The sequence below is a fragment of the Acidovorax sp. GW821-FHT09B03 genome (assembly GCF_059418305.1).
The window spans coordinates 97,180-117,491 of the sequence record NZ_JBWKPP010000012.1; the positions used below are offsets into that span (position 1 = coordinate 97,180).

Consider the following 20,312-nt stretch of genomic DNA (forward strand, 5'->3'; position numbering starts at 1 on the left):
CGCTCAGTGCGCGGCAAAGGTCACACGGTCAGGCACCGGCTTGGGCGTGCCCAGACGGCTCCACCAGGGCATCAGGATGAAGAAGCCGAAGTAGAACAGCGTACCCACCTGCGAGACGCGCTCGCCGATCGGCGACGGTGGCTGCACACCCAGGTAACCCAGGATCAGGAAGTTGATCACGAAGATGCCGTACAGGTACTTGTGCCAGTCGGGACGGTAGCGGATCGACTTGACCGGGCTGTAGTCCAGCCATGGCAGGAAGAACAGGATGATCACGGCACCGCCCATCACCACCACGCCCCAGAACTTGGCGTCGATGGCCAGCATCAGCGCGGCGACCACCAGGGCGGCGACCACGGCGCCGGCCTTGATGAAGCTGGGCAGCTTGAGCTTGACCGAGGCCAGCACGGCACCACCCACCACGCACAGGATCAGCGCATACATCATCTCGCTGGTGATGGCGCGCAGCATCGAGTAGAACGGCGTGAAGTACCAGACTGGCGCAATGTGCGCAGGCGTCTTCAGCGGGTCGGCCGGGATGAAGTTGTTGTATTCGAGGAAGTAGCCGCCGAACTCGGGGGCGAAGAAGATCACCGCCGTGAAGGCCATGAGGAACACGCAGACACCGAAGATGTCGTGCACCGTGTAGTAGGGGTGGAAGGGCACGCCGTCCAAAGGCTTGCCGTTGGCATCCTTGGGCGCCTTGGGGCCCTTGATTTCCACGCCATCGGGGTTGTTCGAGCCCACGTCGTGCAGCGCCAGCAAGTGGGCGACCACCAGGCCCAGCAGCACCAGCGGCACGGCGATCACGTGGAAGCTGAAGAAGCGGTTCAGCGTCGCATCGCCCACCACGTAGTCACCGCGGATCAAGAGGGCCAGGTCCGGACCGATGAAGGGAATCGCAGCGAACAGGTTCACGATCACCTGGGCGCCCCAGTACGACATCTGGCCCCAGGGCAGCAGGTAGCCCATGAAGGCCTCGGCCATCAGGCACAGGAAGATCGCGCAGCCGAACACCCACACCAGCTCGCGCGGCTTGCGGTAGCTGCCGTAGATGAGCCCGCGGAACATGTGCAGGTAGACCACCACGAAGAAGGCCGAGGCCCCCGTGGAGTGCATGTAGCGGATCAACCAGCCCCAGGGCACATCGCGCATGATGTACTCGACCGATTCGAAGGCCTTGGCCGCGTCGGGCTTGTAGTGCATCACCAGGAAGATGCCGGTGACGATCTGGATCACCAGCACCAGCAACGACAGCGAGCCGAAGATGTACCAGAAGTTGAAGTTCTTCGGAGCGTAGTACTCCGACATGTGCACGCGGTAGGCGTCGAAGGCCGTCGGGAACCGGTTCTCGAACCAGTTGGTGGTCTTCGCCGCTATCGAGGCGTTGGGGGAGATTTCCTTGAATTCGTGGGCCATGTTCTTGTATCCCTCAAGCCTTGTCTTCACCGATCAGGAGGCGGGTCTCCGACAGGTACATGTGGGGCGGCACTTCCAGGTTGTCCGGGGCCGGCTTGTTCTTGAACACACGGCCCGCCATGTCGAAGGTGGAGCCGTGGCAGGGGCACAGGAACCCGCCCTTCCAGTCGTCAGGCAGCGAGGCCTGCGCGCCGGTCTGGAACTTGTCCGACGGCGAGCACCCCAGGTGCGAGCAGATGCCCACCGCCACGAGGATCTCGGGCTTGATGGAACGCGCTTCGTTGCGGGCGTATTCGGGGGTCAGTTCCGAAGGCTTGCGCTCGGACTTGGGATCCGCCAGCTGGCCATCGAGCTTGGGCAGCTCGGCGAGTTGCTCCGGCGTGCGCTTGACGATCCAGACGGGCTTGCCGCGCCACTCCACGGTGACTTTTTCTCCAGGCTTGAGCGCGGAGATATCCACCTCGACGGCCGCACCTGCAGCCTTGGCCCGCTCGGAAGGCTGGAAGGTACTCACGAAAGGAACGGCGGTTGCCACGCCGCCCACCGCACCAGCACAGCCGGACGCAATCAGCCACGTCCGCTTGCTGGAGTCGATTGGGGTGTCACTCATGGGGATCCTCGATGTACATCGCTATTGGGGTCAACCGCGAATTGTAGCGGAGTGAAAAGGGTCATTGCAGGCGGACACTCCGCCTTGACAGGGGGCAGACCTGGGCAATACTCGCCTTCTTGTCTATTATCAAGAGGGGTTATCCATGGGCATTGCACAAGAGTTCCGGGAATTTGCCGTCAAGGGCAACGTGATCGATCTGGCCGTGGGCGTCATCATCGGCGGGGCCTTCGGAAAGATCGTGGATTCGGTCGTGTCCGACCTGATCCTGCCCGTGGTGGGGCTGGTGTTCGGCAAGCTCGACTTCTCCAACCTGTTCGTCGTGCTGGGCAATGTGCCGGCCGGCACCGCCATGACGCTCGATGCCCTCAAGAAGGCCGGCGTGCCGGTGTTCGCCTATGGCAATTTCATCACCGTGGCAGTGAACTTCATCATCCTCGCCTTCATCATCTTCATGATGATCAAGCAGATCAACCGCTTGAAGCGCGAAACCCCACCGGCACCTGCAGCACCGGTCGCCCCTCCTGAAGACATCGTGCTGCTGCGCGAGATCCGCGACAGCCTGAAAAAATAAGCACCCCCTGAGTCGCTTCGCGCCTTCACCCCTCTCTCGACTTGCTGCGCGAGTCGGGAGGGGGACGCCCCCAGTGCACGCAAGCGTAGCGCCGCATCCACGGCTTGGCGGCCCTTGCACGGGGGCACTGGCTTGGGGCGCGCCAGTTTCCAGGAGGCTGCGCTAAGCCGACAACTTGCGGGCCATGCGCACGGCCTCCACCAGACTGGAGGCGTCTGCGATGCCCTGCCCCGCAATGTCGAAGGCCGTGCCGTGGTCCGGGCTGGTGCGCACGAGCGGCAGGCCCAGCGTCACGTTCACGCCCTTGTCCACGCCGAGGTACTTCACGGGGATCAGGCCCTGGTCGTGGTACATGGCCACCACCACGTCGAACTCGCCGGGGTGGCCGGGCGCGTGGCGTGCGCGCATGAACACCGTGTCGGGCGCGAACGGTCCCTCCACGTCCATGCCCTGCGCCCTGGCTGCCGCGATGGCCGGGGCGATGGTCTCCACCTCCTCCTGGCCGAACAGGCCGCCCTCCCCCGCGTGCGGGTTGAGCCCCGCCACGGCGATGCGCGGCGCGCGGCCCAGGGTGCGCAGCAGGGCGGCATGGGTGATCTGCAACGTCTGCGCCAGGTTGGCGGGTGTCACGGCCTCGATGGCGTCGCGCAGCGATATGTGGATGCTGACGAGCACCGTGCGCAGCTCGTCGCTGGCCAGCATCATGCGCACCGGCATGGCGGCCAAGGGCACGCCCTGGTGCTTCGCCGCCTCGGCCTGCAGCAGCTCGGTATGGCCTGGAAAGGCCACGCCAGCGGCCGACAGCGCCTCCTTGTGCAGCGGTGCCGTGACCAGCGCCGCCACCTCGCCGCGCAGCGCGGCCCGCGCCGCCCAGACCACGCATTCGGCCGCTGCGCGGCCGGCCTCGGCACCGATGCGGCCCCAGGGCTGCGGCCCGGGGAGCCCCGGCAATGGCAGCACTGGCACGCAGCGCAGGGGCACCTGCAGGGCCTGTGCCGGCGCCTCGATCAGCGCCACCGGCAGCGAAGGCATGCCGGGGCGCTCGATGCACTGCGCCGCCCGGCGCAGTGTGGCCACGTCGCCCACCACAAAGCAGCCGCGCAGATCGTCGGGCGCATCGCGGAAGGCCTTGGCAATGATTTCGGGGCCTATGCCGGCCGGATCCCCCTGGGTAATGGCAATGGCAGTGCTCATGCGGGGTTGTCCACCTCGATGAAGACATGCTCCACACCCGCCTGCTGCGCCACATGCGCAGCCACCGCCGGGGCGCCATAGCGCTCCGTTGCGTGGTGGCCGGCCGCGATGAAGCACACACCCGTCTCGCGCGCCAGGTGGGCCTGGGGTTCGGAGATTTCCCCGGTGATGAAGGCATCGGCCCCGGCGGCAATGGCCGGCTCGAAGTAGCCCTGTGCCCCGCCCGTGCACCAGGCCACGCGGCGAATCGGTCGGCGCAGGGCCGCCTCGGGCTGCACCAGCGTCACCGTTCGCCCCAGTGCTGCGGTGACATGGTCGGCCAGCGCCTGGCCATCGGCAAAATCCGCGTCCGCGGCACAAGCCAGGTCCTGCTCGCCAAAACGCGCATCGGCCGCCAGGCCCAACACACGACCGAGCTGCGCGTTGTTGCCCAGCTCGGGGTGGGCATCGAGCGGCAGGTGGTAGGCAAACAGGTTGATGTCATGCGCCAGCAGCAGTTGCAGGCGCTGCTTCATCCAGCCCACCACGCGGCCGTCCTGCCCGCGCCAGAACAGGCCGTGGTGCACGAAGATCGCGTCGGCCCGCTGGGCAATCGCTGCCTCGATCAGCGCTCGGCTGGCCGTTACGCCGCTCACGATGCGGGTGATGGTCTCCTTGCCCTCGACCTGCAGGCCGTTCGGGCCGTAGTCCTTGAAACGCGCGGGTTGCAGCAGCGCATCGAACGCCTGCAGAAGTTGGTGCCGGGAAATGCTCATGCGCCTATTGTCGCGCGGGTGCGGCACCACCCCCTCGCCCCCCAGCGGCATGCATGGAGGACAATGCGGTCATTCCCGCGCCGCGCGCGCCCGTCCTCCCGATGTTTTCCCCGTCCAACCCATGAAGCGACTCTGGCTGCTGTTTTCCCAAACCGTGACGGTGCTCGTCGCGGCCTATTTCGTCGTGGCCACCCTGCAGCCCGGCTGGCTGGGGCGCGGCACGGTGCGCTCGGGCGCCGGCATCGCGCTGATCGAGGCACCCGCCAACACCTCCGCCGCAGGCCAGCCACCGGCCGCCGGCAGCTTCAGCGCCGCTGCGCGCAAGGCCGCGCCGGCCGTGGTGAGCATCAACACCAGCAAGGCCGTGCGCCACCCGCGCAGCAACGACCCGTGGTTCCAGTTCTTCTTCGGCGACCAGGGCAACAACCAGCAGCAGCAACAGCAGGCGGGCCTGGGCAGTGGCGTCATCATCAGCCCCGAGGGCTACATCCTCACCAACAACCACGTGGTGGAAGGCGCCGACGAGATCGAGGTCACGCTCACCGACAGCCGGCGCGCCCGGGCGCGCGTGATCGGCACCGACCCCGAGACCGACCTGGCCATCCTCAAGATCGAGCTCGACAAGCTGCCCGTGATCGTGCTGGGCAACTCGGACACCCTGGACGTGGGCGACCAGGTGCTGGCCATCGGCAACCCTTTCGGCGTGGGCCAGACGGTGACCAGCGGCATCGTCAGCGCCCTGGGCCGTACCCAGCTCGGGATCAACACCTTCGAGAACTTCATCCAGACGGACGCAGCCATCAACCCCGGCAACTCCGGCGGCGCCCTCGTGGACGTCAACGGCAACCTGCTGGGCATCAACACCGCCATCTACTCGCGCTCGGGCGGCAGCATGGGCATCGGCTTTGCCATCCCGGTATCCACGGCACGCCTGGTGCTCGACGGCATCGTCAAGGACGGCCAGGTCACGCGCGGCTGGATCGGCGTGGAGCCCAACGAGCTCTCGCCCGAACTGGCCGAGACCTTCGGCGTGAAGGCCTCCGAAGGCGTCATCATCACCGGCGTGCTGCAGGACGGCCCCGCGGCCCAGGCCGGCATGCGCCCGGGCGACGTGATCGTGAAGGTGGACGGCAAGAACGTGGGCAATGTCTCCGAACTGCTCACGGCCGTGGCGGCCCTGAAGCCCGGCACGGCGGCCCCGTTCAACGTCAGGCGCGCCGACGCCCTGGTGGAGTTGAACATCACCCCAGGCCTGCGCCCCCGACCGCAGCGCAATGTCAAGAGGTGAGCCCTCCCGGAGCGCTTCGAGCCATCCTTCCAAGGTAAGCGAAGCACCACATCCAGCCTGCGGGCACCCATGAAAAAAGCAACTGGCGCTCCTGGCGGCAGTTGCTTTTTTTGCTCCGCCCCGTCGCGGGACGGGCGCCCCTCGGTCAGGTCAGGAGGAAGAGGACGACGAGGCCGTGCTCTCGGCGTCTTCCGGCGCCTTGGTGTGCTTGATGAAGATCTGCGCGGCCCAGATGCCCACCTCGTAGAGGATGCACATGGGCACGGCCAGCGCGAGCTGGGAGACCACGTCCGGCGGCGTCACGATGGCCGCGACGACGAAAGCACCGACGACGAAGTAGCCGCGAAAGCTCTTGAGCTTTTCCACGCTGACGATGTTCATGCGTGCCAGCACCACCACGGCGATAGGAACCTCGAAAGCCATGCCGAAGGCCAGGAACATCGAGAGCACGAAGCTCAGGTAGGCCTCGATGTCTGGCGCAGCCGTGATGCTCTTGGGCGCGAAGCTCTGGATGAACGCAAACACCTGCCCGAACACGAAGTAATAGCAAAACGCCACGCCGATGAAGAACAGCAGCGTGCTGGAAACCACCAGCGGCAACACCAGTTTCTTCTCATGCGAATACAGGCCCGGCGCCACGAAGGCCCAGACCTGCCACAGCACGACGGGCAGCGCCAGCAGGAAGGCCGACATCAGCAGGATCTTGAGCGGCACCATGAACGGCGAGATCACCGAGGTGGCTATCAGCGTGGCGCCCTTGGGCAGGTGGGCCACCAGCGGGGCCGCCAGGAAGTCATAGAGCGCGCCAGGACCGGGAAAGAAGAACAGGATCGCCGCCGCAATGGCGATGGCGATGATGGCCTTGACCAGCCGGTCGCGCAGCTCCATCAGGTGCTGCACGAACGGCTGCTCGGTGCCGGCCAGTTCGTCTTCTTTGGGGGGAGTTTCGGACATGTTGGATTTTCAGGGGCGTGGGGGCCGCCCATGCAGCGCGCACCGGGTGCTGCGCGGCATCGTCAATGGAATTTCTGGGGCCGGTAGCGGGCAACGCGTGCCGCGCCGGACTGTGCCTTGGTGCGCACGCCGCTGCGCGACTTGTACCACTGGGGCGTGGCTCCGCGCTTGAGACGCCAGTTCTTGCCCGGGTGCTTGTAGGCCGGCACCACCACCGAAGTCTCGAAGGGCTCGGCAGCCGTCATGTCCGTCGCCGCGGCCCAGTCCTTCTCGAACTCGCTGGCGCCGGTCTGGATGGACTGCTGCACGTCGCGTGCGGCACCTTCCACCGTGTCCTTCATCTTGCGCAGCTCGTCGAGCTCCATGGACCGGTTGACCTCGGACTTGACGTCGGCCACGTAGCGCTGCGCCTTGCCCAGCAAGGTGCCCACCGTACGCGCCACGCGCGGCAGCTTCTCGGGGCCGATGACGATCAACGCCACGGCGCCGATCAGCGCCATCTTGGACAGGCCAATATCAATCATGAAGCAGGTGTCCGCTCAGCGGTCAGCTCTTTTGCTTGGCTTCGACGTCGATGGTGGTCTTGTCGGTCGCCTGGCTGGCAGTGACCTGGCCAGCGGGAGGATTGACCGCACCGCTCTCGGCCGTGGAACCGTCCTTCATGCCGTCCTTGAAGCCCTTGACGGCGCCCCCGAGGTCGGAGCCCATGTTCTTGAGCTTCTTGGTGCCGAACACCATGACGACGATCAGCAGCACGATCAGCCAGTGCCAGATGGAAAAAGAGCCCATGGAATATCTCCTAACGTATTGCAATCATTTTAGACCCCGGCAGTGACCGGAGTTCAGGCCCCCTGTTGCGAAACAGGGGTCTATCGGGTCGAAACGTCAGCTGGGGTCAGCCTTTGAGCCACGGGCGGGGGCCACCCATCACGTGGATGTGCAGATGGTGGATTTCCTGCCCGCCTTCAAGCCCCGTGTTTACCACGATGCGAAAACCGCCATCCGGGTAGGGGTTGCAGCCCTGCTCCAGGGCCAGTTTGGGTGCCAGCGCCATCATGCGCCCCAGCACGCCGGCATGTTCTTCGGTGACCTGGGCCATCGAAGGGATATGTGCCTTGGGGACCATCAGGAAGTGCACCGGTGCCCAGGGATGGATGTCATGGAAGACGAACATGTCATCGTCTTCATGGACCTTCTTCGAAGGAATCTGGCCCGCGATGATTTTGCAGAAAAGGCAGTTCGGATCGTGCATGGTGGAAAAGGGAGGACGAAATCTGGCTGCACGAAGGCAGGTTCACGCATTGTCTGCGATCTTGATGCTCGGCCGCACCCCCACGTCCCGGCGGTGCGCCTTCATCCAGTCCTTGCCCGCCCGGCGTCCGAGCTCGAACAGCTGGCGCACGAAGGCCGTGTCCGCACGCACCTTGCTGTCGGCGCCAAAAGGGGCCAGCACCGCCCCCCCGTCAATGCGGTGCATCAGCACGTTCTTGTAGCGGCGCGCATCGAGCTTGCCCTCGGCCAGCAGCCGGCGCACGAACTCGATGGCGCGCAACTCGGCCAGCAGGCTGGCGTTGAAGGTCACCTCGTTCATGCGCTCCATGATCTCGTGCGCGTTGTCGGGCACGGCGAGGTGCTCGATGGGGTTGATCTGCACCAGCAGGATGTCCGACGCCTCGGTCTGGTAGATCAGCGGGTGCAGCGCCGGGTTGCCCGAGTAACCACCGTCCCAGTAGTGCTCGCCATCGATCTCCACGGCCTTGAACACCATGGGCAGGCAGGCCGAAGCCATCACGGCGTCGGCGCTCAGGCGCGGACCCGCAAAGATCTCGCCGCGCCCGGTGCGCACATTGGTCGCACACACGAACACCTGGGGCACCACGCTTTCGATGCTGGCGCGCGCTGAACACAGCAGGCCGAAATCGACCTCGCGCTCGAGCAACTGGCGCAGCGGATTGAAGCCCAGGGGGTTGGTCTGGTAGGGCGAGAACCACTGCGCCATCATGCCCATCAGCGGATTGGCCGCCGACAGCGGCGTGCCCCAGGTCAGGCTGCCCAGGGAACCCACGCCCTCCCACAGCCGGGTGAGCGACTCGCGCGCCAGGGCGCAGCCCGCGGCGTGGGCCTCCAGCGGATCCTTGTGGGTTTCGACGGCGCGGGCAAAGCCGTGCGCCAGGGCCACGGCATTCATGGCCCCCGCGCTGGTGCCGCTGATGCCCTCGAACTGCCATCGCCCGTCTTCGAGCAGGGCGTCGAGCACGCCCCAGGTCAGCGCACCATGCGAGCCCCCGCCCTGCAGCGCCAGGTTCAGGCGCCGCGGCGCGTGGGGTTCAGGCATCCACCGCCTGGTTCTTGCTCATGGCCAGCATGCCGCGCACGATGCGGTACAGGAACCACAGCGAGATGATGCCCCAGGCGATCCAGCCGGGGATGAAGAACAGCAGCCACAGCGGCGCGGTCACCGCGTACAGCACGCCCGCCCAGATCACCGAACGGATGCGCCAGGAGAAATGGTTCTCCTGCCAGGTGCCCTGGGCGTCGCCGCGCTTGACCAGGTCGAGCACCAGGGCGATGACCAGCAGCAGCGCGCTGGCCTGCGTGCCCGGCAGCACGGCGCCCAGCGCCACGATCAGGTGCAGCGCATAGCTGACCCAGCCGATGTTCTTGAGGCTTTCGGCCTTCTGGTCATTGGTTCGCACGTCGATGATGTCGCTCATGGGGATCCTTCCTCGTGGGCTGCACGCGCAACGGCCTTGCGCAGGGCTTTCTCCTCGATGCCGCTGGTGCCTTCGCGGCGCTCGAGCTCGTTGACCACGTCGGCCGGCGACAGGCCATAGTGGGCCAGCGCGATCATGGAATGGAACCACAGGTCGGCCACCTCGTAGACCAGCTTGCTGGCGTCCGCGCCATGGTCCACGTCCTTGGCGGCCATCACCACCTCGGTGGCCTCCTCGCCGATCTTCTTGAGGAAGGCATCGGGCCCCTTGTGCAGCAGGCGCGAGACATAGCTTTTCTCGGGGTCGCCGCCGTTGGCGGGCTTGCGGCTTTCGATGACGGCCGCCAGGCGTGCCAGGGAATCGTTGGAACTCATGGTCTTACTTGTAGATGGATTCGGGGTCTTTCAAGACCGGATCGACGGCTTTCCATGCGCCGTCCCTGAGCACGCTGAAGAAACAGCTGTGGCGGCCCGTGTGGCAGGCGATGCCGGGCTCATGGCCCAGCTGGGTCACCTTGAGCAACACCACGTCGTTGTCGCAGTCCAGGCGGATCTCGTGCACCGTCTGCACGTGGCCGGACTCCTCGCCCTTGAACCACAGCTTGCCGCGCGAGCGGCTGAAATACACGGCGCGGCCGAGTTCGGCGGTCTTTTCCAGCGCCTCGCGGTTCATCCAGGCAAACATCAGCACGTCGCCCGTGCCCTGCTCCTGCGCGATCACGGGCACCAGGCCCTGCGCATCCCATTTCACTTCGTTGAGCCAGTTCATGGCCCGGATTGTCGGCGATTTGAATGACCGACCCCGGGCATGGCATTGCCAGCGCCCCAAAAGGGACAAGGCCCGGGCCCCGCCTGCACTGGACAGGCGGGGCCCGGGCCGGGCGGCACAACACCCTTCAGCGCAGGTTCAGGACATTGGAGTAGCGCCCCGCGCGCAGCATCTCATAGAGCGCGGCCAGGGAATTCACCCCCAGGCCATACCCCAGGTAGAGTTGGCTGCCCGCCAGGGAGCTCAGGTCCATGCCGTTGATGTCCAGGACCGGGGCCGACACCGGCAGAGCCCCCGTGTACAAGGCAGCCATGGCGGGCACGAAACTGACCGTTGCGCCATCGAGCATGAGCAGGCGGCCATCGGACAGCAGCAGGGCCACGAAGATGGCGCCAGGCTGGCCCGCATGGGAGGCAGGCAGGGTGACACCGGCCTTGGCCGTGAGATTGTTCAGCGGACCGCTCTGGGCCGTGCTGAAGGCCGGCTCGGTGCCGGGTGCCGGCGTGCCGGTGCCCGGGTTCGTGCCGCCCGGATTGCCGACGTTGCCCGGGTTTGCGCTGTTGTCCACGCCGGCGTTGAGCGAAATGCGCGTGGGCGTGCTCACGACCCCGTTGGCAGTGGTCACCCCGTTGCCCAGCACGCCGCCGTCGGTGCGGCCCCAGGTATAGACCGCGCCATCGGGCATGAGCGCCGCGGCGGCAAACGCACCCGTGAAGACGTATGACACCGGGCCCGGCAGTCCCTGCACCCGCACCGGGCCCGCCTTGGCATTGGCCGGCACCGAATCCCACTTGGTAGACACCGTGGTGCCATCCCCCAGCAGGCCTCGCTCTCCCTGGCCGCAAGCGAACACGGCGCCGGCGCCGTCCACGAACAGCGCAGCACCACCGCCCGCGGCGATCTGGCGCAGGTTGGACAGGTTCTTGATGGTGTAGGGCTGGGCCGCCGTCTGCGCGCTCTCCTGGCCGCAGGTCAGCATGCCGCTGTTGGTGTCTCCCCAGGCCAGCGCCTGGCCATTCTTGATGCCGTAGTACAGGCCGGCGGCGTTGCCCGTAGCGGTCGCGTCGATGAACGACAGACCGACGGGCTTGAGGGCCGTCACCCCCAGCGGATCGGTGGCGGCGGTGACGGCCTGCAGCGGGTTGTCACGGCTGCTGTTGCTGCCCCAGCCGATCAGACTGCCGTCCTGGCGGCGGCCGATCATCTGCGTTCCCGTCACGGCCAGCTGCACGATGCCGGTGGCACCGGCCACGGGCAGCGGCTGGCCCCGCTGCTGCGGGCCGCCCGGGCCCAGTCCCAGGTTGCCATAGCCGCTGTCATAGCCCCAGGCCCAGATCTGGCCATTGCTGTCCGTGGCGTAGAGCGAGTAACCGTTGGTCGCGGCCAGCACCGATACGATGCCCGAGAGACCCGGTACCTGGACGGGCTCGTAGCGGAACTGGCCGCCCGAGGTATTGGCGCCGATCAGCCCGTCCGAGACATTGCCCCAGACCCACACGCTGCCATCGCGCTTCACGGCCGCGGACAGTTGCCCCCCGGCGGTCAAGGCGACCACCTCGTTGCCCAGCGATGCGATCTTGGCGGGCGCAGGGTTGCTGCGGTCGGCCTGGCCACGGCCCAGTTGTCCCGAGTCGCCGCGTCCCCAGGAGGTGACGCTGCCGTCCGCGTGGAGCAGCAGCATGTGGTAGTCGCCGATGACGACATGCGGAATGGCCGCCATCGCCGGGCAGGCCAGTCCGGCCATGGCACCGGCCAGCACGAGGGCCCGGCGCAAGAACCGGTTCAAGGAATCAGACATGGAGCAACTCCTGCGAGCAGTGAAGGTGCATGGATTCTTCCGCCACCTGCCGTATCCGTCTGTCCCTCGAACACGGGACAAAACGGTTCATGTGCAAGCAGCTGTGACAGCAGGCCCCGCGTATCATGAAACGCACCGCCGAGCTTCCAAGGCCCGCCCACCCATGTCCGCTTTGCTCTCCGTGCTCGTGATCGAGGACGACCCGCTCTTCAGGCAGCGCCTGTGCGACAGCATTGCCGCCGCGCCCGACCTGCGCCTGGTGGGCGCCGCCGGTGACGCCGCCTCGGGCCTGGCCCTGCTGGCCCGGCACCAGCCCCAGGTGCTGCTGCTGGACCTGGGCCTGCCCGACCTCAACGGCATCGAGGTGATCGCGCGCAGCGCGGACGTCGCGCCCCATTGCGAGGTGGTGGTGGTCACCGTGTTCGGCGACGAGGCCCATGTCATGCAGGCGCTGGCGGCCGGCGCCACGGGCTATGTTCTCAAGGACACACCGGCCCTGGACCTGGCCGAGATGGTGCGTGCCGTGCACGCGGGCGGCAGCCCCATCAGCCCCGTCATCGCGCGCCGCCTGCTGACCCGGCTGGCCCCCGCGGGCCCCTCGCGCCAGCGTGCGCAGGCCGGCCCGCCGGACACCGCCGTCAGCGAAGCCGATGCGGGCCTGCTCAGCGAGCGCGAATGCGAGATGCTCGGCATGGCCGCCAAGGGTTACAGCTACCGCGAGATCGCACAGATGATGGGCGTGACCCAGCAGACCGTGCTCACCTACGTCAAGCGCAGCTACCGCAAGCTGCAGGTGCACTCCCGCTCGGAAGCGGTCTACGAAGCCCGCAAGCGCGGGCTGATGGGCGACTGAAGGCCCCGGCCCTGTGAAGCCCGCGGCGCGCGCCCCCTGCACCAGACCGGCACACCCCGGCCTGCCCCGGTTGGTGGCCGCCAGCCTGGTCCTGGCGGCCCTGCTGGCCCCGGCCCGTGCGGCTGCAACCGGCGCCCCCGAGACCACCGACTCCCTGGTGGTCACACGCGTGGAGCGCTGGACCCCGGCACCGGGGACCGAGCCCTCCATCGGCCCGCCGGCGGATGCCGCGCGAGGCGCCTGGCAGCCGGTCGAGCTGCCGCAGGCGGTGCGCCGCGACCCGACCACGCGGGCCGCCGTCAACCTGCCCCTGCCCACCGTCTGGTACCGCACCGCATGCCCGGCACCCGTCGCGCAGGAAACCCTGGCCCTGTACCTGCCACGTGTCAACGGCGGCCCCCTGCAGGTCTGGCTGCGCACCGCGCTGGGCACACGGCAGCTGCTGGACAACAGCCCGGCCTGGCCCTCGCAGTGGAACCAGCCCATCCTGCTGCGCCTGCCCAGCGCCGCCTCCCAGCCGGGCGGCAGTTGCCGGCTGTTCCTCGCGCTGCCGCCGCGCGCCGACGGCAACTATGCCCTGAGCCGCCTGTGGATGGGGCCGGAGCCGGAGGTCCAGGGCCTGTGGTCGGCACGCCAGCGCTGGGTCGTCACCGTGCCCCTGGCGGCCAGCACCACGCTGGTCATGCTGGGGCTGTTCTCGCTGGCCTTCTGGTGGCGCCGACGACAGGACACCGCCTATCTGTACTTCGGGCTCGCGTCGCTGGCCTGGTGGTTCCGCAACCTGCACTACGGCATCGAGCTGCCGCAGAACCTCGACGCCCTGCGCTGGTTCTGGTGGGCCACCGATGCCTCGATGACCTGGGTCATGCTGCTGGTCTACCTGTTCTCGCTGCGCTTTGCGACGCGCAGCTTCCCCTTTGTGGAGCGCCTGCTGCTGGGCTTTGCACTCCTGGTCTCGGCCGTGTCGATGCCGGTGCTGCCCTGGGCGCTGGACACGCCGCTGCTGCTGCATGCCGCCAATACGCTGGTGGCGATGGGCGTGACCCTGCTCATCGCCTGGTCGGCCTGGCGCGGTAGCCGCGAACTGCGCGTGCTGGCACTGGCGCTGTGCATCTGCCTGGGCCTGGGCGTGCACGACCTGGCGCTGCTGCAGCTGCGCATCCCGCCCGAAAGCCTGTACCTGATGCCCTACGCCATGGTGCTGGTGCTGGGCGCCTTTCTGTACGCCGTGAACCGCCGCTACATCGGTGCGCTGGAGCATGCCGAGGGCGCGGCCCAGGTACTGCAGGACCGGCTGGCCGAACAGCAGCGCGCGCTGGAGGCCAATTTCGCCCTGCTGGCCGAGGTGGAGAACGAGCGCGTGCGCCTGACGGAGCGCCAGCGGCTCACGCGCGACATGCACGATGGCCTGGGCGCGATGCTGGTGTCATCGCTGGGCCAGATCGAGCAGGGCCGACTGTCGCAGGGCGAGATGGCCCAGGTGCTGCGCGAATGCCTGGAAGACCTGCGCCTGACCATCGATTCGATGGAGCCCATCGACCAGGACCTGACCACCCTGCTGGCCACTTTGCGCCAGCGCGTGGGCCACCGCCTGGCGCAGGGCGGCATCGCCCTGCACTGGCACATGGACGACCTGCCGCCGCTGCCCTGGCTGGACGCCCCCGCCGCGCTGCACGTGCTGCGCATCGTGCAGGAGGCGCTGGCCAACGTGGTCAAGCACTCCGGGGCGGCCAACGTCACGCTGTCGGCCACGCTGGATGCGGGGCCGGGGGTGTGCGTGCAGATCGAGGACGACGGGCGCGGGCTGCAGGCCCGGCCGGATGGGCACCAGGGCCGCGGGCTGGGCCACATCGAGGAGCGCGCACGGCAACTGGGCGGCCATGCGCGGATCGTGCTGGGGGCCGGGGGCGGTACGGTGGTGCAGCTGTGGTTGCCGCTGCAGGGCCCGCCCCCTTTGGCGGAAGGGTTCAGGCATTCGCGCTGGCCTGCACCCTGACCGTTCAGGGCCTCAGGGCTTGGCTACAGTCAGGAAGACCCGCTTGCGGTCCCAGTTCTTGCGCCCCAGGTACTTGATGGCCATGGCGTAGCGCCCTGGGGGCAGGAAGTCTTGCGTCAGGGTGTCCTGCTGCGTGACCACGGGCTGGCCATTGACGCGCACATCCTGGCGCGCCACCAGCTCGGGTTCGCTGTCCAGGTCCTGGCCATCGAGGGCATAGACCGTGACATCGGGCTCTTCCTTTTCTTCGCCCACGTGGGGCAGGCCCATGGCGCTGGGACGCGTGAGCACGTCGAGCGCCACCTTGCCATCCACCGGCTCGCGCACGATCCAGTAGACCTCGCGCACGTTCTCGTTGAGTTCGGCCAGCAAGGCCTTGAGCTTCTCGAACTCGGCCTTGTCGGCGATCACCTCGACAGCCTTGCCACCGATGGTCGCATCAAAGCAGCGGCCGATGCGGTCCACGCAGGGCAGGCGGTCAAAGTAGCCACGGGCATAGGATGGCGCAGGCACCTGCTGCGCAGCGGCAGGCACGGCCATCGAGCCCAGGCACAAGGCCATGGCGGCAGCGGCCAGCGCCCTCACAGCCGCACCGGGATGCCGCGCCCCGCCATGTGCTGCTTGGACTGGCCCACGGTGTATTCGCCGTAGTGGAAGATGCTGGCGGCCAGCACCGCATCGGCACCGCCGATCTGGATGCCGTCGGCCAGGTGGTCCAGGTTGCCCACACCGCCCGAGGCGATCACGGGCACGCTGACCGCATCGCTCACAGCGCGCGTGAGCGCCAGGTCGAAGCCGGCCTTGGTGCCGTCGCGGTCCATGCTGGTCAGCAGGATCTCGCCCGCGCCGCGGCGCGCCATCTCGGTGGCCCAGGCCACGGCATCCAGGCCCGTGTTCTTGCGCCCGCCATGGCTGTAGACGTCCCAGCCGGCGCCCACGGGCCGGCCGTCGGCACCGGTGCGCTGCGCGTCCTCGTCGGAGCGGCGCTTGGCATCGATGGCCACCACGATGCACTGCGCGCCGTACTTGGCCGACACCGCATCGATCACCTCGGGGTTGGCGATCGCGGCCGAATTGAAGCTGGTCTTGTCGGCGCCCGCATTGAGCAGGCGGCGCACATCCTCGACCGTGCGCACGCCGCCACCCACGGTGAGCGGGATGAACACCTGGCTGGCCACGGCCTCGATGATGGGCAGGATCAGGTCGCGGCCATCGCTGGTGGCGGTGATGTCGAGGAAGGTCAGTTCGTCGGCGCCCTGCGCGTTGTAGCGCGCGGCGATCTCGACGGGGTCGCCCGCATCGCGCAGCTCGACGAAATTGACGCCCTTGACCACGCGGCCTCCGGTCACGTCCAGGCAGGGGATGATGCGTTTGGCAAGCATGTCAGAGGTCCAATGGGGCGGCGCTGCCACCCCGGGGGTTATCCATTGAGTTCGTCGGCGCGCGCCTGCGCGGCCGTGAAATCGAGGTCGCCGCTGTAGATGGCACGGCCGCAGATCACGCCTTCCACGCCTTCGCCCTCGACGGCGCACAGCTGCTCGATGTCGGCCATGTTGGACAGGCCGCCCGAGGCGATCACCGGGATGCTCAGCGACTGCGCGAGCTTGACGGTGGCATCGATGTTGATGCCCGAGAGCATGCCGTCGCGGCCGATGTCGGTGTAGATGATGGACTCGACGCCCCAGTCCTCGAACTTCTTGGCCAGGTCTACGACCTCGTGGCCGGTGAGCTTGCTCCAGCCGTCGGTGGCGACCTTGCCATCCTTGGCATCCAGGCCGACGATGATGTGGCCGCCGAAGGCACTGCAGGCGTCCTTGAGGAAGCCGGGGTTCTTCACGGCCGCCGTGCCGATGATCACGTAGCGCAGGCCGCCGTCGATGTATTTTTCGATGGTGTCCAGGTCGCGGATGCCGCCGCCGAGCTGCACCGGGATGTCCTCGCCCACTTCCTTGAGGATGGACTTGATCGCCGTGAAGTTCTTGGGCACGCCGGCGAAGGCACCATTCAGGTCCACCAGGTGCAGGCGGCGCGCGCCGGCCTCCAGCCACTTGCGCGCCATGGCGGCAGGGTCTTCACCGAAGGTGGTGGATTGGTCCATATCGCCTTGCTTGAGGCGTACGCAGTGGCCGTCCTTGAGGTCGATGGCGGGAATGAGCAGCATGGTGGGTTCGGGTGGAAAGGGGCGAGGCCGGGCTCGGCCCGAACAGGGTTGTGAAGGGTTGGGAACGCGGGGACGTTCTCAGGGATTCCAGTGGAGGAAGTTGCGGTACAGCGCCAGGCCGTGCTCCGCACTTTTCTCGGGGTGGAACTGGGTGGCAAAAATATTATCGCGTGCAATCGCCGCGGCGAACACACCGCCGTAGTCCGTCTCGCCCGCGCAGTGGGCTGCGTCCTTGGGACGGGCGTAGAAGCTGTGCACGAAGTAGAAGTAGCTGCCATCGGGCACGCCGGCCCAGACCGGGTGCACGCCAGCAGCCCCGTGGGGCACCTGGCGCACCTGGTTCCAGCCCATCTGCGGCACCTTGAAACGGCTGCCGTCGGGCTGGTTGCGGCCGACCAGGTCGAACTTGCGCACTTCGCCGGGGACCAGCGACAGGCCAGGCGTATCGCCCTCGGCGCTGTGGTCGAGCAGCATCTGCATGCCCACGCAGACGCCGAACATCGGCTTTTGCGCCGCTGCTTCGAGCACCGACTCCTGCAAGCCGGAATCGCGCAGCTCGCGCATGCAGTCGGGCATGGCGCCCTGCCCCGGCAGCACGATGCGCTGCGCGGCGCGCACCGCTTCAGGGCGCGAGGTGACGACCACGGTCCAGCCCGAGCCCTCGGCCGCGGCCTGCACGGCCTGCGATACCGAGCGCAGGTTGCCCATGCCGTAATCAACCACGGCGACGGTTTTTGCTTCCATATTCATAGCTATCGGCGCTTGGTGAAAAAGCGGTAGCGGCCTTTTTCTTGGCGAAGGGGGATCAGAGACTGCCCTTGGTGGACGGAATGGTGCCGGCGGCGCGCGGGTCGCGCGTGAGGGCTGCGCGCAGTGCGCGCGCGAAGGCCTTGAACACCGTTTCGCACTGGTGGTGCGCGTTGATGCCCTTGAGGTTGTCGATGTGCAAGGTCACGCCCGCATGGTTCACGAAGCCCTGGAAGAATTCGTAGGTGAGCTGGGTGTCGAAGCCACCGATGCTGCCTGCGGTGAAGGGGATGTGCAGGTGCAGCCCGGGGCGGCCGGAGAAATCGACCACCACGCGGCTCAGCGCCTCGTCCAGCGGCACATAGGCGTGGCCGTAGCGGGTGATGCCCTTCTTGTCGCCCACGGCGCGCGCGAAGGCCTGGCCCAGGGTGATGCCCACGTCTTCCACCGTGTGGTGGCCGTCGATGTGCAGGTCGCCGTCGCAGTCGATCTCCAGGTCGATCAACCCGTGGCGGGCGATCTGCTCGAGCATGTGGTCGAAGAAGCCGATGCCGGTGTGCAGCTTGGCCTGGCCGGTGCCGTCGAGGTTGATGCGCACGGTAATGTGCGTCTCGGCGGTGTTGCGGCTGACCTCGGCGGTGCGATCGGCCTGGGGATCGGCCGATGCGGAAGTTACGAGAGCAGAAGAAGTCATAGGGAGGCTTGGAGCGCAGCAAGCATCTGCGCGTTGTCGTCGGCGTTGCCCACCGTGAGGCGCAGGCAGTTGGCCAGCAATGGGTGCATTGTAGAAACGTTCTTGACCAGGACCTTGCGCTTTTTCATGCCCTCGTAGGTTGTGGCGGAATCGGCCACACGCACCAGCACCATGTTGGCCTCGCTGTCCCAGCATTTTTGGATGCCCGGCATGGCCTTGAGCGCCTGCACCAGGACCGTGCGCTGGGCACGCAGCTCGGCCGCCTGGCCGGCGAACACGTCGGCGTGCTCCAGCGCGAACAGCGCGGCCTCGCAGTTGAGCACGCTCACGTTGTAGGGCGGGCGCACCTTGTCGATCTCGGCCACCACAGCAGCCGGGCCGATGAGGTAGCCCAGGCGCACGCCGGCCAGGCCGAACTTGCTGAGTGTGCGCATGAGCAGCACGTGGGCGTTGCGCTCGGGCTCGGCGCGCATGCGGTCGATGAAGCTGCGGCTGGCGAAGGGCTGGTAGGCCTCGTCCATCACCACGAAGCCGCCCTGAGCACCCACCGCGTCGACGATGCGCTGCACGGCGCCCTCGTCCCATAGCGTGGCCGTGGGGTTGTTGGGGTAGGCGATGTAGGTGATGGCCGGGCGGTGCTGCGCAATGGCGGCCAGCATGGCGGGTTCGTCGAGCTCGAAATCGGGCGTGAGCGGCACGCCGACGAAGTCCAGGCCCTGCAGCTGCGCGGAGAGCGGGTACATCACGAAGCCCGGCATGGGCGCCAGCATGGTGGCACGCTCGCCGGGCTGGGCGCAGGCCAGGGCCAGCAGGGTGATGAGCTCATCCGAGCCATTGCCCAGCACGATGCCATGGCCCTCGGGCAGGCCGGCGTACTTCGCCAGCGCGGCCTTGAGGTCGTTCAGGCGCTCGCCCGGGTAGCGGTTGAGCGCCAGCCCACCCAGGCGCTGGCCCAGCGCCGCCTGCAGATGGGCCGGGAGGCGAAACGGGTTCTCCATGGCATCCATCTTGAGCATGCCGGTGGAGGGCTGCACGCCATAGGCATGCATGGCACGCACGTCGGCACGGATGCGGTTCAGGGCGGCGGGAAGGCTTGCGGGAGTGGTCATTCGGCGGTGTCCAGTTCGTTGGGGGCCACAAGGAAAGGGTTGATGCAGCGCACGGCGTCCAGCACCTGGTCGTGCGGCAGCGCTTCGGTGAGCAGGTAGCGGCAGCCCTGCTGGTGCGCGGAGGAGACGATGAGCGCGTCCCAGTAGCCCAGGCGGTAGCGGTCCTGCAGGTCCCAGGCACCGTCCACGGTGTAGGCATCGAGGTGGGGCGGCAGCCACACGCGCAGGCGGCGCACCTGGGCACGCACCAGTTGCACGGTGCGCGGACCCTCGAAGCGCTGGATGGCCTGGTTGTACAGCTCGTTGAGCACCTGGGAGCTGATGCGCCCGCTGCGCGTCTGCCAGCAGAAACCGAGCCACTCCCGTGCACGGGCCTGGCGGGCCGGGTCGCGCTCGTCCACGCTGGCCAGCAGCACTTCGGTGTCGACGAAGAGGGGGGTCGTGCCGCTGCTCATCGCTGGAACAGGGTTTCGCGCGGCACATAGGGGCCGCTGGAGGCGCCCCAGCTCTCGAAGCCCAGGGCCTCGCGCATGGCCTGGGCGTAGGCGTCTTCCTGACGCATCTTCTCGGCCAGCCATTCGCCCAGCAAGCGCGAAACGCTGCTGCCGCGCCGCGCCGCCTCGACGCGCACCCATTCGGCAACCGTGTCGTCCATGGTGATGGTGACGTTCTTCATGC

General features: G+C 67.5%; 25 protein-coding genes. 4 read left to right on the forward strand and 21 right to left on the reverse strand.

What is annotated here, in order from left to right; all coding sequences use genetic code 11:
* Positions 1-3: 3 nt before the first annotated feature.
* The gene (locus tag AC07PA_RS20620; protein ID WP_145694516.1) at positions 4-1,419 is read right to left on the reverse strand and encodes a cytochrome b; all 1,416 of its coding nucleotides are present in this window, start codon (positions 1,417-1,419) and stop codon (positions 4-6) included.
* 13 nt (positions 1,420-1,432) lie between these two features.
* The gene (petA, locus tag AC07PA_RS20625) at positions 1,433-2,029 is read right to left on the reverse strand and encodes a ubiquinol-cytochrome c reductase iron-sulfur subunit (protein ID WP_007854498.1); all 597 of its coding nucleotides are present in this window, start codon (positions 2,027-2,029) and stop codon (positions 1,433-1,435) included.
* Between the two features lie 145 nt (positions 2,030-2,174).
* Here petA and mscL point away from each other — a divergent pair, with 145 nt between their 5' ends.
* Entirely contained in the window at positions 2,175-2,603 is a 429-nt protein-coding gene (gene mscL / locus AC07PA_RS20630; protein ID WP_007854489.1) for a large conductance mechanosensitive channel protein MscL, read from the forward strand.
* A gap of 162 nt (positions 2,604-2,765) precedes the next feature.
* On the opposite strand, the gene pdxA is transcribed toward mscL, so the two are convergent.
* The gene (gene pdxA / locus AC07PA_RS20635; RefSeq protein ID WP_494608708.1) at positions 2,766-3,797 is read right to left on the reverse strand and encodes a 4-hydroxythreonine-4-phosphate dehydrogenase PdxA; all 1,032 of its coding nucleotides are present in this window, start codon (positions 3,795-3,797) and stop codon (positions 2,766-2,768) included.
* Positions 3,794-4,552: a Nif3-like dinuclear metal center hexameric protein gene (locus tag AC07PA_RS20640; protein ID WP_081497336.1), complete on the reverse strand. Its 759-nt coding sequence runs from the start codon at positions 4,550-4,552 to the stop codon at positions 3,794-3,796. The genes pdxA and AC07PA_RS20640 overlap by 4 nt, the downstream gene beginning before the upstream one ends.
* Positions 4,553-4,673: 121 nt before the next feature.
* On the opposite strand from AC07PA_RS20640, the gene AC07PA_RS20645 reads away from it, so the two are divergent.
* A complete protein-coding gene (locus tag AC07PA_RS20645; RefSeq protein ID WP_007855723.1) occupies positions 4,674-5,840 on the forward strand; it encodes a S1C family serine protease in 1,167 nt (388 codons plus the stop codon).
* A 150-nt stretch (positions 5,841-5,990) separates the two neighbouring features.
* On the opposite strand, the gene tatC is transcribed toward AC07PA_RS20645, so the two are convergent.
* The 9 genes from tatC to AC07PA_RS20690 form a co-directional block, all read right to left on the reverse strand.
* On the reverse strand, positions 5,991-6,794 hold the full coding sequence (tatC, locus tag AC07PA_RS20650; RefSeq protein WP_007855724.1) for a twin-arginine translocase subunit TatC: 804 nt from the start codon (positions 6,792-6,794) through the stop codon (positions 5,991-5,993).
* A gap of 62 nt (positions 6,795-6,856) precedes the next feature.
* Positions 6,857-7,318, reverse strand: coding sequence for a Sec-independent protein translocase protein TatB (gene tatB / locus AC07PA_RS20655; protein ID WP_007855725.1), 462 nt, complete (start codon positions 7,316-7,318; stop codon positions 6,857-6,859).
* A 22-nt stretch (positions 7,319-7,340) separates the two neighbouring features.
* Positions 7,341-7,583 carry a Sec-independent protein translocase subunit TatA gene (gene tatA, locus AC07PA_RS20660; protein ID WP_007855727.1) on the reverse strand — a complete coding sequence of 81 codons (243 nt, stop codon included), beginning with the start codon at positions 7,581-7,583 and terminating at the stop codon, positions 7,341-7,343.
* Positions 7,584-7,689: 106 nt separating this feature from the next.
* The gene (locus AC07PA_RS20665) at positions 7,690-8,046 is read right to left on the reverse strand and encodes a histidine triad nucleotide-binding protein (protein ID WP_007855728.1); all 357 of its coding nucleotides are present in this window, start codon (positions 8,044-8,046) and stop codon (positions 7,690-7,692) included.
* A 42-nt stretch (positions 8,047-8,088) separates the two neighbouring features.
* Complete coding sequence (locus AC07PA_RS20670; RefSeq protein ID WP_494608709.1) at positions 8,089-9,129, reverse strand: patatin-like phospholipase family protein; 1,041 nt, start codon at positions 9,127-9,129, stop codon at positions 8,089-8,091.
* Positions 9,122-9,508, reverse strand: a complete 387-nt coding sequence (locus AC07PA_RS20675) for a DUF4870 family protein (protein WP_007855730.1) — start codon at positions 9,506-9,508, stop codon at positions 9,122-9,124. The genes AC07PA_RS20670 and AC07PA_RS20675 overlap by 8 nt, the downstream gene beginning before the upstream one ends.
* Positions 9,505-9,882: a phosphoribosyl-ATP diphosphatase gene (locus AC07PA_RS20680; protein WP_007855731.1), complete on the reverse strand. Its 378-nt coding sequence runs from the start codon at positions 9,880-9,882 to the stop codon at positions 9,505-9,507. Before AC07PA_RS20680 ends, AC07PA_RS20675 begins: the two co-directional genes overlap by 4 nt.
* 4 nt (positions 9,883-9,886) lie before the next feature.
* The gene (hisI, locus tag AC07PA_RS20685; RefSeq protein WP_186457775.1) at positions 9,887-10,285 is read right to left on the reverse strand and encodes a phosphoribosyl-AMP cyclohydrolase; all 399 of its coding nucleotides are present in this window, start codon (positions 10,283-10,285) and stop codon (positions 9,887-9,889) included.
* A gap of 118 nt (positions 10,286-10,403) precedes the next feature.
* Positions 10,404-12,074 carry an RCC1 domain-containing protein gene (locus AC07PA_RS20690; RefSeq protein ID WP_494608710.1) on the reverse strand — a complete coding sequence of 557 codons (1,671 nt, stop codon included), beginning with the start codon at positions 12,072-12,074 and terminating at the stop codon, positions 10,404-10,406.
* 163 nt (positions 12,075-12,237) lie between these two features.
* Here AC07PA_RS20690 and AC07PA_RS20695 point away from each other — a divergent pair, with 163 nt between their 5' ends.
* Both AC07PA_RS20695 and AC07PA_RS20700 read left to right on the forward strand, forming a co-directional pair.
* Positions 12,238-12,927: a response regulator gene (locus AC07PA_RS20695; RefSeq protein ID WP_007855734.1), complete on the forward strand. Its 690-nt coding sequence runs from the start codon at positions 12,238-12,240 to the stop codon at positions 12,925-12,927.
* A gap of 73 nt (positions 12,928-13,000) precedes the next feature.
* A complete protein-coding gene (locus AC07PA_RS20700) occupies positions 13,001-14,923 on the forward strand; it encodes a sensor histidine kinase (RefSeq protein ID WP_494608711.1) in 1,923 nt (640 codons plus the stop codon).
* A 12-nt stretch (positions 14,924-14,935) separates the two neighbouring features.
* Here the strand turns inward: AC07PA_RS20700 and AC07PA_RS20705 are convergent, their stop codons facing one another.
* The 8 genes from AC07PA_RS20705 to AC07PA_RS20740 form a co-directional block, all read right to left on the reverse strand.
* Complete coding sequence (locus tag AC07PA_RS20705; RefSeq protein ID WP_007855737.1) at positions 14,936-15,484, reverse strand: hypothetical protein; 549 nt, start codon at positions 15,482-15,484, stop codon at positions 14,936-14,938.
* A gap of 20 nt (positions 15,485-15,504) precedes the next feature.
* Positions 15,505-16,305, reverse strand: a complete 801-nt coding sequence (gene hisF, locus AC07PA_RS20710; RefSeq protein WP_145694521.1) for an imidazole glycerol phosphate synthase subunit HisF — start codon at positions 16,303-16,305, stop codon at positions 15,505-15,507.
* A gap of 38 nt (positions 16,306-16,343) precedes the next feature.
* Positions 16,344-17,084 carry a 1-(5-phosphoribosyl)-5-[(5-phosphoribosylamino)methylideneamino]imidazole-4-carboxamide isomerase gene (hisA, locus tag AC07PA_RS20715; protein WP_007855741.1) on the reverse strand — a complete coding sequence of 247 codons (741 nt, stop codon included), beginning with the start codon at positions 17,082-17,084 and terminating at the stop codon, positions 16,344-16,346.
* A 78-nt stretch (positions 17,085-17,162) separates the two neighbouring features.
* The gene (gene hisH / locus AC07PA_RS20720; RefSeq protein WP_145694522.1) at positions 17,163-17,834 is read right to left on the reverse strand and encodes an imidazole glycerol phosphate synthase subunit HisH; all 672 of its coding nucleotides are present in this window, start codon (positions 17,832-17,834) and stop codon (positions 17,163-17,165) included.
* A gap of 55 nt (positions 17,835-17,889) precedes the next feature.
* Entirely contained in the window at positions 17,890-18,525 is a 636-nt protein-coding gene (gene hisB / locus AC07PA_RS20725) for an imidazoleglycerol-phosphate dehydratase HisB (protein WP_110536646.1), read from the reverse strand.
* Complete coding sequence (gene hisC / locus AC07PA_RS20730) at positions 18,522-19,634, reverse strand: histidinol-phosphate transaminase (RefSeq protein ID WP_494608712.1); 1,113 nt, start codon at positions 19,632-19,634, stop codon at positions 18,522-18,524. The genes hisB and hisC overlap by 4 nt, the downstream gene beginning before the upstream one ends.
* Positions 19,631-20,089, reverse strand: a complete 459-nt coding sequence (locus AC07PA_RS20735) for a PIN domain-containing protein (protein ID WP_145694524.1) — start codon at positions 20,087-20,089, stop codon at positions 19,631-19,633. The genes hisC and AC07PA_RS20735 overlap by 4 nt, the downstream gene beginning before the upstream one ends.
* Positions 20,086-20,310 carry a hypothetical protein gene (locus tag AC07PA_RS20740; protein WP_007855747.1) on the reverse strand — a complete coding sequence of 75 codons (225 nt, stop codon included), beginning with the start codon at positions 20,308-20,310 and terminating at the stop codon, positions 20,086-20,088. Before AC07PA_RS20740 ends, AC07PA_RS20735 begins: the two co-directional genes overlap by 4 nt.
* Positions 20,311-20,312 lie beyond the last annotated feature (2 nt).

What these genes read in the sequence shown, in the direction of transcription:
- AC07PA_RS20620 (WP_145694516.1), bottom strand. Translation starts at nt 1,419, where the DNA reads ATGGCCCACGAATTCAAGGAAATCTCCCCCAACGCCTCGATAGCGGCG.
- petA (WP_007854498.1), bottom strand. Translation starts at nt 2,029, where the DNA reads ATGAGTGACACCCCAATCGACTCCAGCAAGCGGACGTGGCTGATTGCG.
- mscL (WP_007854489.1), top strand. Translation starts at nt 2,175, where the DNA reads ATGGGCATTGCACAAGAGTTCCGGGAATTTGCCGTCAAGGGCAACGTG.
- pdxA (WP_494608708.1), bottom strand. Translation starts at nt 3,797, where the DNA reads ATGAGCACTGCCATTGCCATTACCCAGGGGGATCCGGCCGGCATAGGC.
- AC07PA_RS20640 (WP_081497336.1), bottom strand. Translation starts at nt 4,552, where the DNA reads ATGAGCATTTCCCGGCACCAACTTCTGCAGGCGTTCGATGCGCTGCTG.
- AC07PA_RS20645 (WP_007855723.1), top strand. Translation starts at nt 4,674, where the DNA reads ATGAAGCGACTCTGGCTGCTGTTTTCCCAAACCGTGACGGTGCTCGTC.
- tatC (WP_007855724.1), bottom strand. Translation starts at nt 6,794, where the DNA reads ATGTCCGAAACTCCCCCCAAAGAAGACGAACTGGCCGGCACCGAGCAG.
- tatB (WP_007855725.1), bottom strand. Translation starts at nt 7,318, where the DNA reads ATGATTGATATTGGCCTGTCCAAGATGGCGCTGATCGGCGCCGTGGCG.
- tatA (WP_007855727.1), bottom strand. Translation starts at nt 7,583, where the DNA reads ATGGGCTCTTTTTCCATCTGGCACTGGCTGATCGTGCTGCTGATCGTC.
- AC07PA_RS20665 (WP_007855728.1), bottom strand. Translation starts at nt 8,046, where the DNA reads ATGCACGATCCGAACTGCCTTTTCTGCAAAATCATCGCGGGCCAGATT.
- AC07PA_RS20670 (WP_494608709.1), bottom strand. Translation starts at nt 9,129, where the DNA reads ATGCCTGAACCCCACGCGCCGCGGCGCCTGAACCTGGCGCTGCAGGGC.
- AC07PA_RS20675 (WP_007855730.1), bottom strand. Translation starts at nt 9,508, where the DNA reads ATGAGCGACATCATCGACGTGCGAACCAATGACCAGAAGGCCGAAAGC.
- AC07PA_RS20680 (WP_007855731.1), bottom strand. Translation starts at nt 9,882, where the DNA reads ATGAGTTCCAACGATTCCCTGGCACGCCTGGCGGCCGTCATCGAAAGC.
- AC07PA_RS20690 (WP_494608710.1), bottom strand. Translation starts at nt 12,074, where the DNA reads ATGTCTGATTCCTTGAACCGGTTCTTGCGCCGGGCCCTCGTGCTGGCC.
- AC07PA_RS20695 (WP_007855734.1), top strand. Translation starts at nt 12,238, where the DNA reads ATGTCCGCTTTGCTCTCCGTGCTCGTGATCGAGGACGACCCGCTCTTC.
- AC07PA_RS20705 (WP_007855737.1), bottom strand. Translation starts at nt 15,484, where the DNA reads ATGGCCTTGTGCCTGGGCTCGATGGCCGTGCCTGCCGCTGCGCAGCAG.
- hisF (WP_145694521.1), bottom strand. Translation starts at nt 16,305, where the DNA reads ATGCTTGCCAAACGCATCATCCCCTGCCTGGACGTGACCGGAGGCCGC.
- hisA (WP_007855741.1), bottom strand. Translation starts at nt 17,084, where the DNA reads ATGCTGCTCATTCCCGCCATCGACCTCAAGGACGGCCACTGCGTACGC.
- hisH (WP_145694522.1), bottom strand. Translation starts at nt 17,834, where the DNA reads ATGAATATGGAAGCAAAAACCGTCGCCGTGGTTGATTACGGCATGGGC.
- hisB (WP_110536646.1), bottom strand. Translation starts at nt 18,525, where the DNA reads ATGACTTCTTCTGCTCTCGTAACTTCCGCATCGGCCGATCCCCAGGCC.
- hisC (WP_494608712.1), bottom strand. Translation starts at nt 19,634, where the DNA reads ATGACCACTCCCGCAAGCCTTCCCGCCGCCCTGAACCGCATCCGTGCC.
- AC07PA_RS20735 (WP_145694524.1), bottom strand. Translation starts at nt 20,089, where the DNA reads ATGAGCAGCGGCACGACCCCCCTCTTCGTCGACACCGAAGTGCTGCTG.
- AC07PA_RS20740 (WP_007855747.1), bottom strand. Translation starts at nt 20,310, where the DNA reads ATGAAGAACGTCACCATCACCATGGACGACACGGTTGCCGAATGGGTG.